Origin of the sequence: Pseudomonas sp. NY15437 (genome assembly GCF_048068435.1) — a bacterium.
Lineage (GTDB): Bacteria > Pseudomonadota > Gammaproteobacteria > Pseudomonadales > Pseudomonadaceae > Pseudomonas > Pseudomonas nitroreducens_B.
In genome coordinates, this window is sequence record NZ_JBLUQC010000020.1 from 40,907 (window position 1) to 55,908 (window position 15,002).

The window sequence follows — 15,002 nt, forward strand, 5'->3', positions numbered from 1 at the left end:
GCGGCCTGAGGAGAGAAGTGCATGACGCAAGTCACGGTGAAAGAACTGGCCAAGACGGTCGATACGCCGGTAGAGCGCCTGCTGCAGCAGATGCGCGAAGCAGGTCTGCCGCATAACAACGCCGAGCAGGTAGTGACCGACAGCGAGAAGCAAGCGCTGCTGGCCCACCTCAAGGGCAGCCACGGTGATCGCGCGGAAGAGCCGCGCAAGATCACCCTGCAACGCAAGACGACGTCGACCTTGAAAGTCGCTGGCAGCAAGACCGTCAGCGTCGAGGTCCGCAAGAAGAAGACCTACGTCAAACGCGATCCCGAGGAGCTCGAGGCCGAGCGCCAGCGCGAGCTGGAAGAGCAACGTGCCGCTGAAGAAGCTGCGCGTCTGAAGGCCGAGGAAGAGGCTCGTCAGCGCGCCGCCGCCGAAGAGGCTCGCCGTCAGGCGGACGCCGCTCGCCAGGCCGCTGAAGCTGCGCCTGCCGCCGCTGCCGCTCCGGCTGCTGCCGAAGCGCCGCGTGCCGCGGCTGCAGCGCCCGCTGCCCCGGCTGCTGCCGCTCCTGCTGCGGACGACCGCAAGAAGGAAGAAGTGCGCCGCGCGCCCAAGCGCGACGACGAGGACGAGCGCCGCGATCGCAAGCATGCCCAGCATCGCCCGTCGATCAAGGAAAAGGAAAAGACCACCGCACCGCGCGTTGTGCGCAGTGGTGTCGACGACGACGACAGCTTCGGCCGTCGTGGCGGCGGCCGTGGCAAGGCCAAGCTGAAGAAGCGTAACCAGCACGGGTTCCAGAGCCCGACAGGACCGATTGTGCGTGAAGTGAGTATCGGCGAGACCATCACCGTGGGCGAACTGGCTGCCCAGATGTCGGTGAAAGGGGCCGAGGTCGTCAAGTTCATGTTCAAGATGGGCACCCCGGTGACCATCAACCAGGTACTCGACCAGGAGACCGCCCAGCTGATCGCCGAGGAACTCGGCCACAAGGTCAAGCTGGTCAGCGAGAACGCTCTGGAAGAGCAACTGGCTGAATCCCTGAAGTTCGAAGGTGAGGCGGTTTCCCGCGCGCCGGTCGTGACCGTGATGGGCCACGTCGACCACGGCAAGACCTCGCTGCTCGACTACATCCGTCGTGCCAAGGTGGCAGCAGGCGAAGCCGGCGGCATCACCCAGCACATCGGCGCCTACCACGTGGAAACCGACCGCGGCATGGTCACCTTCCTCGACACCCCCGGCCACGCCGCGTTCACCGCGATGCGTGCCCGTGGTGCCCAGGCGACCGACATCGTCATCCTCGTGGTGGCAGCGGACGACGGCGTGATGCCGCAGACCCAGGAAGCCGTGCAGCACGCGAAAGCGGCTGGCGTGCCGATCGTGGTCGCGGTGAACAAGATCGACAAGCCGGACGCCAACCCGGACAACATCAAGAACGGCCTGGCCGCTCTGGACGTGATCCCGGAAGAGTGGGGCGGCGATGCTCCCTTCGTCCACGTATCGGCCAAGGTCGGTACCGGCGTCGACGAGCTGCTCGAAGCCGTGCTGCTGCAGGCTGAAGTACTCGAACTCAAAGCCACTCCGTCGGCCCCGGGCCGTGGCGTGGTGGTCGAGTCCCGCCTGGACAAGGGCCGTGGCCCGGTCGCTACCGTGCTGGTCCAGGATGGCACCCTGCGTCAGGGCGACATGGTGCTGGTCGGCGTCAACTACGGCCGCGTCCGTGCGATGCTCGACGAGAACGGCAAGCCGATCAAGGAAGCCGGTCCGTCCATTCCGGTCGAGATCCTCGGCCTGGACGGCACCCCGGACGCCGGTGACGAGATGACCGTGGTTGCCGACGAGAAGAAGGCCCGCGAAGTCGCTCTGTTCCGTCAAGGCAAGTTCCGCGAAGTGAAACTGGCTCGTGCCCACGCCGGCAAGCTGGAAAACATCTTCGAGAACATGGGCCAGGAAGAGAAGAAGACCCTCAACATCGTGCTCAAGTCCGATGTCCGTGGTTCGCTGGAAGCCCTGCAGGGCTCGCTCAGCGGCCTGGGCAACGACGAGGTGCAGGTTCGCGTGGTCGGTGGCGGCGTCGGTGGTATCACCGAGTCCGATGCCAACCTGGCGCTGGCCTCCAACGCGGTGCTGTTCGGCTTCAACGTCCGTGCTGACGCTGGTGCGCGCAAGATCGTCGAGACCGAAGGCCTCGACATGCGTTACTACAACGTGATCTACGACATCATCGAAGACGTCAAGAAAGCCCTGACCGGCATGCTCGGCAGCGATGTTCGCGAGAACATCCTGGGTATCGCCGAAGTGCGTGACGTGTTCCGTTCGCCGAAGTTCGGCGCGATCGCCGGCTGCATGGTCACCGAGGGTCTGGTGCACCGCAACCGTCCGATCCGTGTACTGCGCGACGACGTGGTGATCTTCGAAGGCGAGCTGGAATCCCTGCGTCGCTTCAAGGACGACGTCGCCGAAGTGCGTGCCGGCATGGAGTGCGGTATCGGCGTGAAGAGCTACAACGACGTGCGCGTCGGCGACAAGATCGAAGTGTTCGAGAAGGTCGAAGTCGCTCGTACTCTGTAAGGGTATTCGAGCGTGAACGCAGCGCCCGGGCCGGCTTTCCAGTCGTCCCGGGCGTTTGCCGCTTTCAGGCCCGCAGCCTTCAGGCTCGGGTAAGCAGGTTAGAAAAATGGCCAAAGAGTACAGCCGTACCCAGCGTATCGGCGACCAGATGCAGCGCGAACTGGCGCTGCTGATCCAGCTTGAAATCAAGGACCCCCGTCTGGGCCTGGTGACCATCACCGGCGTCGACGTGGCCCGTGACCTGTCCCATGCCAAGGTGTACGTCACCGTGATGGGCCAGGACGACAACGCTGCGGTGGTGAAGCAGAACACCGACATCCTCAACGATGCCGCAGGTTTCCTGCGCATGCAGCTGGGCAAGGCGATGAAGCTGCGCACCGTGCCGCAACTGCACTTCAGCTACGACGCCAGCATTCGCCGTGGTGCCGAGCTGTCGGCGCTGATCGAGCGTGCGGTCGCTGCCGATCGCCGCCATGGCGGCGATTCCGAGGAGTAACGCGTGGCCCAGGTGAAACGCATTCGCCGTGCGGTCAACGGTGTGCTGATTCTCGACAAGCCGCGTGGCATGAGCTCCAACCAGGCCCTGCAGAAGGTGCGCTGGCTGCTCAACGCCGAGAAGGCCGGCCACACTGGCAGCCTCGACCCGCTGGCCACCGGCGTGCTGCCGCTGTGCTTCGGCGAGGCGACCAAGTTCTCCCAGTACCTGCTCGATGCCGACAAGGCCTACGAGACCGTCGCCCAGCTCGGCGTCACCACCACCACCGGCGATACCGAGGGCGAGGTGGTCGAGCAATGTGAAGTGACCGCTGGTCGGGAGGCCATCGAAGCCCTGCTGCCGCGTTTCCGTGGCGACATAGAGCAGGTGCCGCCGATGTACTCGGCCCTGAAGAAGGATGGCCAGCCGTTGTACAAGCTGGCCCGTGCAGGAGAGGTAGTGGAGCGCGAGGCGCGTTCTGTTACTATTGCGCGCCTGGATTTGCTCGTGTTCGAGTCGCCCTGTGCGACGCTGGCCGTTTCCTGCAGCAAGGGCACCTACATTCGCACCCTGGTCGAAGACCTCGGTCGCGAGTTGGGATGTGGCGCTCACGTCGCCGCCCTGCGCCGGACCCAGGCCGGTCCCTTCCAGCTGCACCAGTCGGTGACGCTGGAGGAACTCGAGAAAGCCCATGCCGAGGGTGGCAACGAAGCCCTCGACCGCTTCCTGCTGCCGGTGGATGCCGGCCTGGAACACTGGCCGCTGCTGCAGTTGTCCGAGCACAGCGCCTATTACTGGCTGCACGGTCAGCCGGTGCGCGCTCCCGAGGTGCCGAAGTTCGGCATGCTGCGGGTGCAGGATCACGAAGGTCGTTTCATCGGTATCGGTGAAGTGACCGATGACGGGCGCCTGGCGCCGCGTCGACTGATTCGGTCGTAAGTCCGAAACCGAGGGTGGCTGTCAGCAGGCACGGTCACTCCTCTTACTATGAACACAGGGAGCAGTCCCTGGCCTGTTACCTCAGAGGAAGCCCCATCATGGCACTGAGCGTCCAAGAAAAAGCCCAGATCGTTAACGAGTACAAGCAAGTTGAAGGCGACACCGGTTCCCCGGAAGTGCAGGTTGCACTGCTGTCCGCCAACATCAACAAGCTGCAGGACCACTTCAAGGCCAACGGCAAAGACCACCACTCCCGTCGTGGCCTGATCCGTATGGTTAACCAGCGTCGTAAGCTGCTGGACTACCTGAAGAGCAAGGACACCTCTCGTTACAGCGCCCTGATCGGTCGCCTGGGCCTGCGTCGCTAAGACGGCAAGCCTGAAGTGGGAAGCTGGGAGTCCGGGGTTGATGAACGGTGCAAACCGTTCATCGGCCTTGGGCTCCCGGCTTTCTCGCTTTTATAGGGAATGAATTCGGGTCCGACTCCCGGCATTTCCACGATTTCCCCCAAGGCAACTAAAGAAAGGTAGAGAAACCGTGAACCCGGTAATCAAGAAATTCCAATTCGGTCAGTCGACCGTCACCCTCGAGACTGGCCGCATTGCCCGCCAGGCCACTGGCGCCGTCCTGGTCACCATGGACGATGTCACCGTACTCTGCACCGTCGTCGGCGCCAAGCAGGCCGACCCGGGCAAGGGCTTCTTCCCGCTTTCCGTGCACTACCAGGAAAAGACCTACGCAGCCGGCCGCATCCCCGGTGGCTTCTTCAAGCGTGAAGGCCGTCCTTCCGAGAAGGAAACCCTGACCTCGCGCCTGATCGACCGTCCGATCCGTCCGCTGTTCCCGGAAGGCTTCATGAACGAAGTGCAGGTTGTCTGCACCGTCGTTTCCACCAACAAGAAGTCCGATCCGGACATCGCCGCCATGATCGGCACCTCCGCCGCCCTGGCGATCTCCGGCATTCCGTTCGCCGGTCCGATCGGCGCTGCCCGCGTTGGTTTCCACCCGGAAATCGGCTACATCCTCAACCCGACCTACGAGCAGCAGCAGAGCTCCAGCCTCGACATGGTCGTGGCCGGTACTTCCGACGCCGTACTCATGGTTGAATCCGAAGCCGACGAGCTGACCGAAGACCAGATGCTGGGCGCCGTGCTGTATGCCCACGAAGAATTCCAGGCCGTTATCCGCGCCGTTGCCGAGCTGGCCACCGAAGCGGGCAAGCCGAGCTGGAACTGGACCGCGCCGGTCGAGAACACTGCCCTGGTCAACACCATCAAGGCCGAGTTCGGTGCTGCCATCTCCGAGGCCTACACCATCACCGTCAAGCAGGACCGTTACGCGGCCCTGGACGCCCTGCGCGAGCAGATCGTCGCCAAGTTCGCCGGTGAAGGCGAAGGTCAGTTCTCCGCCGCTGAAGTCAAAGAAGTCTTCGGTCTGCTGGAATACCGCACCGTTCGCGAAAACATCGTCAACGGCAAACCGCGTATCGACGGCCGTGACACCCGCACCGTTCGCCCGCTGAAGATCGAAGTCGGCGTACTGGGCAAGACCCACGGCTCGGCACTGTTCACCCGTGGCGAAACCCAGGCCCTGGTCGTCGCCACCCTCGGCACCGCCCGCGATGCCCAGCTGCTGGACACCCTCGAAGGCGAGCGCAAAGACCCCTTCATGCTGCACTACAACTTCCCGCCGTTCTCCGTCGGCGAGTGTGGTCGCATGGGCAGCGCTGGTCGTCGTGAAATCGGCCACGGCCGTCTGGCCCGTCGCAGCGTCGCCGCGATGCTGCCAACCCAGGACGAGTTCCCCTACACCATCCGTGTCGTTTCCGAGATCACCGAGTCCAACGGTTCCAGCTCCATGGCTTCGGTCTGCGGCGCTTCCCTGGCTCTGATGGACGCCGGTGTTCCGGTCAAGGCGCCGGTTGCCGGTATCGCCATGGGCCTGGTGAAGGAAGGTGACAAGTTCGCCATCCTGACCGACATCCTGGGTGACGAAGACCACCTGGGCGACATGGACTTCAAGGTCGCCGGTACCGACAAGGGCGTTACCGCCCTGCAGATGGACATCAAGATCAACGGCATCACCGAAGAGATCATGGAGATCGCCCTGGGCCAGGCCCTGGAAGCTCGCCTGAACATCCTCGGCCAGATGAACCAGGTCATTGCTGCTCCGCGTGCCGAGCTGTCGGAAAACGCGCCGACCATGATCCAGATGAAGATCGACACCGACAAGATCCGCGACGTCATCGGCAAGGGCGGCGCCACCATTCGCAGCATCTGCGAAGAGACCAAGGCCTCGATCGACATCGAGGACGATGGCAGCGTGAAGATCTACGGCGAAACCAAGGAAGCTGCCGAGGCCGCCAAGCAGCGCGTCCTGGGTATCACTGCGGAAGCCGAGATCGGCAAGATCTACGTCGGCAAGGTCGAGCGCATCGTCGACTTCGGTGCCTTCGTCAACATCCTGCCGGGCAAGGACGGTCTGGTGCACATCTCGCAGATCAGCGACAAGCGCATCGACAAGGTCACCGACGTTCTGCAAGAAGGCCAGGAAGTCAAAGTCCTGGTTCTCGACGTGGACAACCGCGGCCGCATCAAGCTGTCCATCAAGGACGTCGCCGCTGCCGAAGCCTCTGGCGTGTAAGCTGACGGTGAAATGAAAGAGGGCCCTTGCGGGCCCTCTTTTTTTGCCTTGAGAATGCGCCATTCGCCGATCTCGCACCAAGGATGCCCCGAGATGGATAAGCGTTACTGTCACTACCACAGTGCTCAGCCCGCGACCTGGCATTGCCAGCCCTGCGAGCGTCATTACGGCGACTGCTGCATTCCGCTCAATGCCGACGCCCCCGAGTACGCCCCGGCGTGCCCGCTGTGCCGCGGCCATCTGCGCTACCTCGGCGCGGCCAATACCGCGCAGCCCTTCTGGGAGCGCCTGCCAAGATTCTTCGCCTATGGTTTCCAGGCCGGCCCGCTGGCGTTCTGTGCCCTGCTCGCCCTGGCCTGTGTGTTCATGCCCGCCTCCTTCGTGCTGTGGATCGCATTGCTCAGCGTGGCGACCAAATACCTGCACAGCGTGATCGAAGCGGCCAGCTTCGGTGGCCAGGATGCCCCGGGCCTGCTGGAAGCGTTCAGCGCCGACAGCCTGCGCACCTTCTTCCAGCAACTGGTGGTGTTCCTCATCGCCCTGGTACTGCTCTGGCTGGCGGCCGACTTCCACAGTGAGGCGATCTACTGGGCCGCCAACATCGGCATCATGCTGGTACTGCCGGCGAGCATCATCCGTCTGTCCCTGGACAAGAGCCTGGGCGCTGCGCTCAGCCCTGGCGAAGTCGGGCAGGTGATTGCGGCCATGGGCTGGCGTTACCTGATTCTGTGTGTGTTCCTGTTCATCCTCTGGCAGTCGCCCAATTATGTCGCCTGGTTGCTCTCCAACGGCCTGCCGCGGGTGGTGATGGTGCCGGTGGTGGCGGGGCTGACCGGGTATTTTGCCGTGGTCATGTGCGCCATGATGGGCTATGCCGTCTTCCAGTATCAGGGCGAGTTGGGCTACGCCACCGCGGGCGAGGATGCCCCGGCCGGTTTCGCCGCGCCGGAGTGGCACCGCCGCAAGGCGCTGGCGGAAGCCGAGGTGCGGGTCAAGGAGGGGCAGACTGGCGCCGCCCTGGAGATCCTGGTGGCTGCCCTGCGCGAAGGTCGCCAGGACCTGAAGCTGAACGAGCGCTATCACCAGCTGCTGTTCGCCCTGAATGACCGTGCGGAGTGCCTCAATCACTTGCCGCACTACCTTGGCCTGGCCAGTCGGCTCAACCCGCAGCTGGCCGCCAACGCCTTCCTCAATGCCCGTCAGCTGCAGGCGGATTACCTGCCGGAAGACCCGACCGTCTGCGAGCGCATCGCCGAAGTGCTGATCGAGCGGCACAAGGCCCGCGAGGGCTTGAGCCTGCTGCGCAACCTGCACAAGCGTTTCCCGCAGTACCCCGGCATTCCCCGCGCCTACCTGATGGCGGCACGGGGCTTTTCCGAGGGGCTGGGCCAGGTCGAGCCGGCCCAGCAACTGCTCGCGTTCATTCGCCAGCGCTACCCGGCCTTCGAGCAGATGGGCGAGGTGGTGCAGCTCGAAGCGGTGCTGGCCAAGCTGGGTAAAAACTCCGGCAGCTGATTCGTGCAACCTGCATGAAGCGCAGCGGCGAGTTTTGCAAACTGCACGTGGCGGCCGGTCTGCTTGTTTTTATAACTTGCTGATTTTATTGATTATTTCTGGATGAGAAAAACTGGCACAGCGCTTGCGATAGTCCTTGTGCAACTGCTGCCAGGCACGGGCCGCAGTTTTTCAAATCATTCAGGAGTAACCGCCATGAAACGTTTCAACAAACTGGCTCTCGCCGCTGCCACTGCAACCGCCCTGAGCTTCTCGTTCGCCAATTCGGTGTTCGCCCAGCCGACGACTCTGGCCGCCAACGACACAGTCCAGAAGACCGAAGAGGCGGTTTCCGACACCTGGATCACCAGCAAGGTGAAATCCAGCCTGATCGCCGACAAGGACATCAGCGGCACCAACATCAAGGTCGAGACCAACAAAGGCGTGGTCTCCCTGTCCGGCAACGTCAAATCCGATGCCGAGAAAGAGCTCGCGATCAAGACCGCCAAAGGCATCAAGGGCGTGACCGCCGTGTCCGCCGATGGCCTGAAGTCGGTCGAGTAAGGTCAACGCCTTATCCCACCATCCTGTAGAGGAGGATCGCCATGAACACTGATGTCATCAAAGGCAAGTGGAAGCAGCTGTCCGGCACCATGAAAGAGAAGTGGGGCAAGCTCACCGACGACGATGTACAAGCGGCCGATGGACACGCCGAGTACCTGGTCGGGAAACTGCAGGAGCGTTACGGCTGGACCAAGGAGAAAGCGGAAGAGGAAGTCCGCGATTTCAGCAGCCGCCTGTAACGTCCTGTCCAGGGATGCGCGAAGCCCCGCCGGTAAGCCGGCGGGGCTTTTTCATGGGCGTCAGGGGGCGAGGTGCTGCTGATAGATCGTCAACTGGCGGGTGGGATCGGCTTCCGGGTAATGCTGGCGGAGGAAGCGCGACAGCTCGCGCACCGCCTGCAGGTCGCCTTTCTGGCCCATCTGCTTGGCCAGTTGCAGGGTCAGCCCGGGTAGGGGCTCGGGGCGCTGGCTGGAGCGGGCCAGGCGCCGCCAGCAATTCAGCGCCAGGGGCGCTTCGTTGCGTTGCAGCAGGGCGCGCACCAGGTGCAGCTGAATGGCGGGGTGGCTCAGCAGTCCCGCATCGCTCGCGGCACTCTCTTCGGCGAGGCGGCGCAACAGGGCATCGGCGCCGGGGGAGGGCGGCAGGGCAAACAACTGCTTGAGGGTTTCACTCATCAGGGCGCGGTCCTGGCGGCCCTTGGCAACGCCGTAGAGGCGCTCGACCAGCACCGGCTGCCCCGGGAACTGCCGCAGCAACTCCGCGCCGCGCGCGGCGGCCTGGTCCAGGGCAAAGCGGCCGATCTGCTCGTCCAGCGACGCCAGGGCCCGTTTGAACGGGGCCTGCGGGTCTTCCTTGGCGAGGTACGCCTCGTCCACCGGCATGCGCCCCAGCTTGCGCGGCAGCCAGACGGCCAGGAAGCCGGAGACCAGTCCGCCGATGTGCGCGTAGTAGTTCACATGGTCGGCGGCGCGGATCAGACCGAAGAGTTCCTTGCCCAGCCACAGCGGCAGGATCCACAGCGCCGGCGCCTTGAGGTAGCCCATCAGCGGCCCGAGCCAGTAGAAGAAGCGGATGCGCCGCAGGCCGTAGACGCCGATGTACATGCCCATCAGGCCGGAGATGGCGCCCGAGGCGCCGATGCCCGGCACCCAGGAGGGATCCAGTGCCCACCACAGCAGCCCGGAGCACAGGCCGCTGAACAGGTACAGCCCCAGGTACATCGCGCGGCCCAGCGCCGCTTCCAGGGCGAAACCGAAGATGAACAGGAACACCATGTTGCCGGCCAGGTGCCAGAAGCTGCCGTGGAGGAACATCGAGCCGAACAGGCCCTGCACGGTGAAGCGCTGGGGGACGAAACCGAAGCGCAGGCTGCTGGTCATGTCGCGGGCCGCCTCGGCCCTCAGGCGCGCGGCCTGCCAGGCAGCGTCCTGCTGGAAGGCCGGCAGGGCGCGCAGTTCATGGCCGAACTCGAGGTCCGACAGCACCAGCCAGGCCAGTTGCTGACGCGGCAGGGCTTCCAGCGCGCGTTGCTGGTTCGCCTCCAGCCGATCGCGGCGCTCCAGCGAGGCGCTGAAGAGCGGGCGCTCATGGCCGAGCAGGTCCTGGTCGAGGTAGACGCGCACCGCCTCTTCGCGGCGGGTACTGTCGCCGCCCTGGTAGCCGAAGTAGATGAGGACGTTGAGGACGATCAGCAGCAGCGTGATGACCGGAGGCTTCTTCCAGTCCAGCGGATGCTCGGCGGGGACGATGACCATGGCGACCGATCCTTGGCCCTAATGGCGTGAGTGCGGGAATGGCGGCGAGACTAGCACCTCGCCACCATGGCTGTCAGTTGCCGCTGCGCTTGCTCTGGATGTCGCTCAGGCGGTTGCCCTCGAAGCGGACGAAATACAGCATGCCGCTCCAGGGGCCGTAGATCCATTCCTCCACGGCCACCTCCATGGATTCGCCATAGCGCGGGCCGGGCACCTGCTTGTAGCCCAGGAAGGAGCGGCTGACCGGCTCGCCGCAGCGGCTGAGCACGTCGCTGGTGACATCGCCGGTGCTGATCAGCTTGCTGTTGCAGCGCAGGCTGGCGGCGTGCGCATCGAGACTGGACAGGGTGAGCGGCAACAGGAGCGCGGCCAGGCGCAGGAGAGACGTCGTCTTCAATTGCGTTTGAACTCGATGCTTTTGAGCTTGTTGGCTTCGAAGGTGAGGATGTAGCTGGTGCCATTGCGCGGGCCGTAGACCCACTCCTCCACCCGGTACTCGCGGTGGTCGTAGCCGCTGAGGGTATAACCGACCTCATCGCGGTGATCCGGCGCGCCGCACTTCTGCTCGACTTCCCAGGCGCGGTCGCCGGCGTTGATCAGGGAACTGCCGCAGCGCATGCTTTCCGCCTGGGCGCCCGCCGCGCAAAGCAGCAGGGCGCAGGACGTCCAGGTCAGGGCTTTCATCGAACGACTCCTCATTCGCTATCAAGGTGAAGCTGGGTGGCCACACGGCCTCCATTCTCCGCTTCGCCGAAGCTGACGTCGATGAGGTAGATACGGTCGTCACCCAGGCCGCCCTTGGTGACCAGGTAATCCTTGATCTGGGTGGCGCGCTCCTGGCCGAGCTTGCGCAGCAGCAACTGGCTGTCGCTCCAGGAGTCGAGCACGGCCTGGCGCATCTTCGCCGAACGCTCGTCCTTGCTGAGCTGCTGCCACTCCGCCGGCGGCTGTTTCTTCAGGCGGGCGCGGTAGACGCCTTCGAGCAGAATCGGCTGCAGGTCCTCCGGGACCTCCAGTTGACTGGCGTCGCTGGGCACCTTGTCGCCGCGGCGCTGCAACATGCTGTAGTAGTTCTTCTGGTATTCCTGCTTCAGGCGCCGGTCGGCCAGCAACGGGCCGTCGCTGGCAGCCGCGGCGACGCCTTCGACTTCCAGCTTCAGCGCCGGGCGCTGCTTGAGCGCGTCGGCGAGCTTGTCCAGGTTGGCCTGGGCGCTGGCGTCCAGTTCGCTGGCCCCAGCGGCGAAGGTCACGTTGCTCAGGTCCGGCCCGCCGCCACCGCTGGCAAGGCCGGCGATGAAGTTGAACGGCGCCTGCACGGCGCGCACCACCAGGTTGCGCAAGGTCTGCCAGACGATGGGCATGACGCTGAATTGCGGGTTGTTCAGATCGCCCTCGACGGGCAGCTGGATGTCGATGTTGCCGTTGGCGTCCTTGAGCAGGGCGATCGCCAGCTTCACCGGCAGGTCCACCGCATCCGGGCTGTCGACCTTCTCACCCAGTTGCAGGTGTTCCACCAGCACCTTGTTCTCGGCTTTGAGCTTGCCCTGGGTGATCTGGTAATGCAGGTCCAGGTTCAGCCGGCCCTTGCGGATGCGGTAACCGGCGAACTTGCCGGAGTAGGGTGTCAGGGTGGTCAGCTCGACGCGTTTGAAGCTGGTGGCGATATCCAGCTTCTCCAGCGGCGAGAAGGGGTTGAGGCTGCCCTTGATGGTCACGGGGGCGTACTTGTCGACCTTGCCCTTGACGTCCACCGAGGCGGGCGCCGGATTGCGGTTGTCGATGGTGCCGATCTCGCCGCCCAGTTGCTGGATGGCGGTGGCGAAGTCCGGGCGCAGGGTGAGGTCGGCGAAGTTGGCCGAGCCATTGTTGATCTTCACCCCGCCGATGCGGATGCCCAGTTCCTTGCCCCCGCCGGAGCCGCTGTTCTTGCTGGCGGGGGCGGACGAAGATTCCGGCTGCTTGATGATCAGCTCGCTGACGTTGGTGCTGCGGTCCTCGTTGATGATGAAGCGCGCGTAGGGCTCTTCCAGCGACACGGTCTGGATCACCAGGCTGTCGCCGTGCTGGTAGGCCAGGCCGTCGAGGGTCAGCTTGGTCCACTTGACGAAGTCGCGGCTCTTGAGGGTGTCCAGGGTATGCAACTGGGTCACCTGGGCGCTGCCCTTGACGCTGAAGGCCAGCGGGTCGGTGCCCTTGAGGTCGACGTCGAGATCGCTGGCGAGCAGGCCGCTGCGCAGCTCCAGGCGAATGAACGGGTCGATGTAGGCCTGGGCGACACGCAGGTCGATATCCCGCGTCGAGACTTTCAACTTCGCGCTGACCGGGTTGGGGATGACCTGGCCGCTGGCTTCGATCTGCCCGCGGGGGCCGAGGCCGGTCTTGAGCTTGAGCTGCAGGGGCGAGGTCAGGCCGCTGTCGAGGTTCTGCAGGTCCAGGTCCAGCGGGCCGACTTCGAGGTTGACCGGCTTGCCCGGTGCGCGATCCGCCAGGTGCGCCTTGTAGCCGCGCAGCTGGGTATCGCGCAGCACGACGTGCCACGGCTTCGCTGGCTCGGCGGGTTGTGCCGCCTCGGCGGTCTGCGCGGCCTTGCCGGCGTCGGCGGGCTTGGCCCCGGGCTGGGCCGGGGCTGCCGGTTTGGCCTGTGCCGTTTCAGTCGGGGCTGCGGGCGTGGCGTCTGGTTTGCCGGCGGGTTGCGCTGCCGTGGCCGGCTCCGACGCGACCCCTGCCGGGGGCTCGCCGGCTGTCTGCCCGGGCGCAGCCTGCGCCTGTGGCGTGGGCTCCTCCGGGCGTTTGTAGGGTTTGAAGGTGGCGAAGAGTTTCTGCCAGTCCAGCTGGCCGTCTTTCTCGCGCGCTGCCCAGGCTTCCAGGCCCTGGCTGCGGATCTGGCCGACCACCACTTCCTGCTTGACCAGGTCCAGGGTGGTGTCGGCGACGTCCAGGCTGGCGAGCTTGGCCAGCGGCTTGCCTTCCGGGGAGCTGAGGTCGAGGTCGCGCAGTGTGACGGCGGCCTTGTCCAGCAGCAGTTGGGTGCCTTTCGACAGGTCGAGGTGGTAGTCCGACGCGAGGCTCAGGACGCCGTTGTTCAGGTTCAGCGGTGCGTTGTCGCGCACGTAGGGCCACCACGCCTTGAGCGGCACGCCCTCGAGCGTGAAGCTGCCCTTGGAGGTGAACGGGACGATGCTCAGGTCGCCCTTCCAGTCGAGCTTGCCGCCGTGGGGGCCGGTAGCGACCAGGGTCATGTTGCCGCCGTCTTCGGGCAGGGTGCTGAGGTTGTGCAGCTCGAAGCCCATCGGGTCGAAGACGAACTCCACCGGCTCGCTGGGGCGACGGTCGAGGAAGTGCAGGCTGCCCTCGGCCAGGCGGATGCGGTCGATACGCAGCGGGAAGGGATCGCTCGGCTCTTGCGCGGCGGGAGTCGGTTCGCTGGGGGGCAGCTTGAACAGCCTGGACAGGTTCAGCGTGCCGTTCTCGGCGAACAGCAGCTCGGTGTGTGGCGCGTCCAACTCGACGTCGGCGAGGTGCAGCCTGCGTTTCCACAGGCTGTCGAGCTCCAGGTTGGCGTAGAGGCGGCGGAAGCGCACCTGCTCCTGCCCGTCGTCACCCAGGTGCAGGCCCCAGAGGGTGAGCTCCAGGCTGAAGGGGTTGAACTCGATGCGCTCCAGGCGTGCCGGAACGGTCGAGTAATGAGCCAGTTGTTGGTTGGCGACACGCAAGCCAATGCCTGGAAGGATCAGGAAGCCCAACAGGCAGTAAAGGGAGACCAGCAGCACTACCGCGCCGATGGCGCGCTTCAATCCTTTGGGCATGGTGAGATTCGTTTCCGTCGTGACATGCTGGATCAGTATGGCACGGCTTGGATTCTTCGAATCGAAAGTCGCCTTCGGACGCGGTTTTCAGTGATGTCTGTCAGTCATTCAGGCGATGAGTGCGGGCAAATTCCACGAGATCCACCAGGCTTTCCAGGTTGAGCTTCTCGAGAATCCGCGTCTTGTAGGTGCTGACGGTCTTCTGGCTGAGGAACAGCTCCTCGGCGATATCCTTGTTGCTCATGCCCCTCACCAGGCTGCGCAGCACCACCAGTTCGCGTGGTGTCAGGCTGGCCACCGGGTCGGCGTTCTTGTCGACGCTCAGGGCCTTTTCCGGGAAGCAGCGATAGCCGGAAACCAGCATGCGCGCTGCGTTGAGAATGGCGCTGGTGTCCTTGTTCTTGCTGACGAAGCCATGCGCTCCCGCCGCCTCGACCTTGCTCGAGTAGAGACGCTCATCCTGCGAGCTGAGCACCAGCAGGCGAATGTTCTCATCGAAGATATGGATGCGCGCGAGCAAATCGAGCCCATCCATGCCAGGCAGGTTGAGGTCCAGGATCACGAGGTCCGGACGTTCCTTGCGGACAGCGTCAAGGCCACCATGGCCGTCGGCTGCTTCGCGGGCCACTTCGAACTGCGGATCCTGCTCGAGCAGCGAGCGGATGGCCAAACGCATCGCGGGGTGGTCCTCGATCAACACGACACGCTTTTTCATAGTTAGCTCCCTAGAGTCTGAATTACAGCGCGCATTGATGTTGAAGATAGACCAGCGTT

The 15,002-nt window shown here is 64.4% G+C and carries 13 protein-coding genes; 8 read left to right on the forward strand and 5 right to left on the reverse strand.

Going from position 1 to position 15,002, the window contains the following annotated elements:
- Positions 1-21: 21 nt before the first annotated feature.
- From infB to ACNFIA_RS29350, 8 genes are all read left to right on the forward strand, one after another.
- Entirely contained in the window at positions 22-2,553 is a 2,532-nt protein-coding gene (gene infB, locus ACNFIA_RS29315; RefSeq protein ID WP_259757403.1) for a translation initiation factor IF-2, read from the forward strand.
- Between the two features lie 106 nt (positions 2,554-2,659).
- A complete protein-coding gene (rbfA, locus tag ACNFIA_RS29320; protein WP_416790584.1) occupies positions 2,660-3,049 on the forward strand; it encodes a 30S ribosome-binding factor RbfA in 390 nt (129 codons plus the stop codon).
- A 3-nt stretch (positions 3,050-3,052) separates the two neighbouring features.
- Complete coding sequence (gene truB / locus ACNFIA_RS29325) at positions 3,053-3,967, forward strand: tRNA pseudouridine(55) synthase TruB (protein ID WP_416790587.1); 915 nt, start codon at positions 3,053-3,055, stop codon at positions 3,965-3,967.
- A 98-nt stretch (positions 3,968-4,065) separates the two neighbouring features.
- Positions 4,066-4,335, forward strand: coding sequence for a 30S ribosomal protein S15 (gene rpsO, locus ACNFIA_RS29330; RefSeq protein WP_416790589.1), 270 nt, complete (start codon positions 4,066-4,068; stop codon positions 4,333-4,335).
- Between the two features lie 169 nt (positions 4,336-4,504).
- Positions 4,505-6,610, forward strand: coding sequence for a polyribonucleotide nucleotidyltransferase (gene pnp / locus ACNFIA_RS29335; protein ID WP_259757400.1), 2,106 nt, complete (start codon positions 4,505-4,507; stop codon positions 6,608-6,610).
- A gap of 93 nt (positions 6,611-6,703) precedes the next feature.
- Entirely contained in the window at positions 6,704-8,125 is a 1,422-nt protein-coding gene (locus ACNFIA_RS29340; RefSeq protein ID WP_416790591.1) for a hypothetical protein, read from the forward strand.
- Positions 8,126-8,320: 195 nt separating this feature from the next.
- Complete coding sequence (locus ACNFIA_RS29345) at positions 8,321-8,668, forward strand: BON domain-containing protein (RefSeq protein ID WP_017518936.1); 348 nt, start codon at positions 8,321-8,323, stop codon at positions 8,666-8,668.
- A 41-nt stretch (positions 8,669-8,709) separates the two neighbouring features.
- Positions 8,710-8,907 (forward strand): CsbD family protein, encoded by a 198-nt coding sequence (locus ACNFIA_RS29350; RefSeq protein ID WP_081520707.1) that lies wholly within the window; start codon positions 8,710-8,712, stop codon positions 8,905-8,907.
- Positions 8,908-8,967: 60 nt separating this feature from the next.
- Here ACNFIA_RS29350 and ACNFIA_RS29355 read toward each other — a convergent pair whose 3' ends face one another.
- The 5 genes from ACNFIA_RS29355 to ACNFIA_RS29375 all read right to left on the reverse strand — a co-directional run bounded on the left by ACNFIA_RS29355 (position 8,968) and on the right by ACNFIA_RS29375 (position 14,943).
- On the reverse strand, positions 8,968-10,422 hold the full coding sequence (locus tag ACNFIA_RS29355; RefSeq protein WP_416790592.1) for a rhomboid family intramembrane serine protease: 1,455 nt from the start codon (positions 10,420-10,422) through the stop codon (positions 8,968-8,970).
- A gap of 73 nt (positions 10,423-10,495) precedes the next feature.
- Complete coding sequence (locus ACNFIA_RS29360; RefSeq protein ID WP_416790594.1) at positions 10,496-10,819, reverse strand: DUF2845 domain-containing protein; 324 nt, start codon at positions 10,817-10,819, stop codon at positions 10,496-10,498.
- Positions 10,816-11,106 carry a DUF2845 domain-containing protein gene (locus tag ACNFIA_RS29365; RefSeq protein WP_259757395.1) on the reverse strand — a complete coding sequence of 97 codons (291 nt, stop codon included), beginning with the start codon at positions 11,104-11,106 and terminating at the stop codon, positions 10,816-10,818. Before ACNFIA_RS29365 ends, ACNFIA_RS29360 begins: the two co-directional genes overlap by 4 nt.
- Before the next feature lie 11 nt (positions 11,107-11,117).
- Entirely contained in the window at positions 11,118-14,228 is a 3,111-nt protein-coding gene (locus ACNFIA_RS29370) for a DUF748 domain-containing protein (protein ID WP_416790595.1), read from the reverse strand.
- 100 nt (positions 14,229-14,328) lie between these two features.
- On the reverse strand, positions 14,329-14,943 hold the full coding sequence (locus ACNFIA_RS29375) for a response regulator transcription factor (RefSeq protein WP_259757393.1): 615 nt from the start codon (positions 14,941-14,943) through the stop codon (positions 14,329-14,331).
- Positions 14,944-15,002 lie beyond the last annotated feature (59 nt).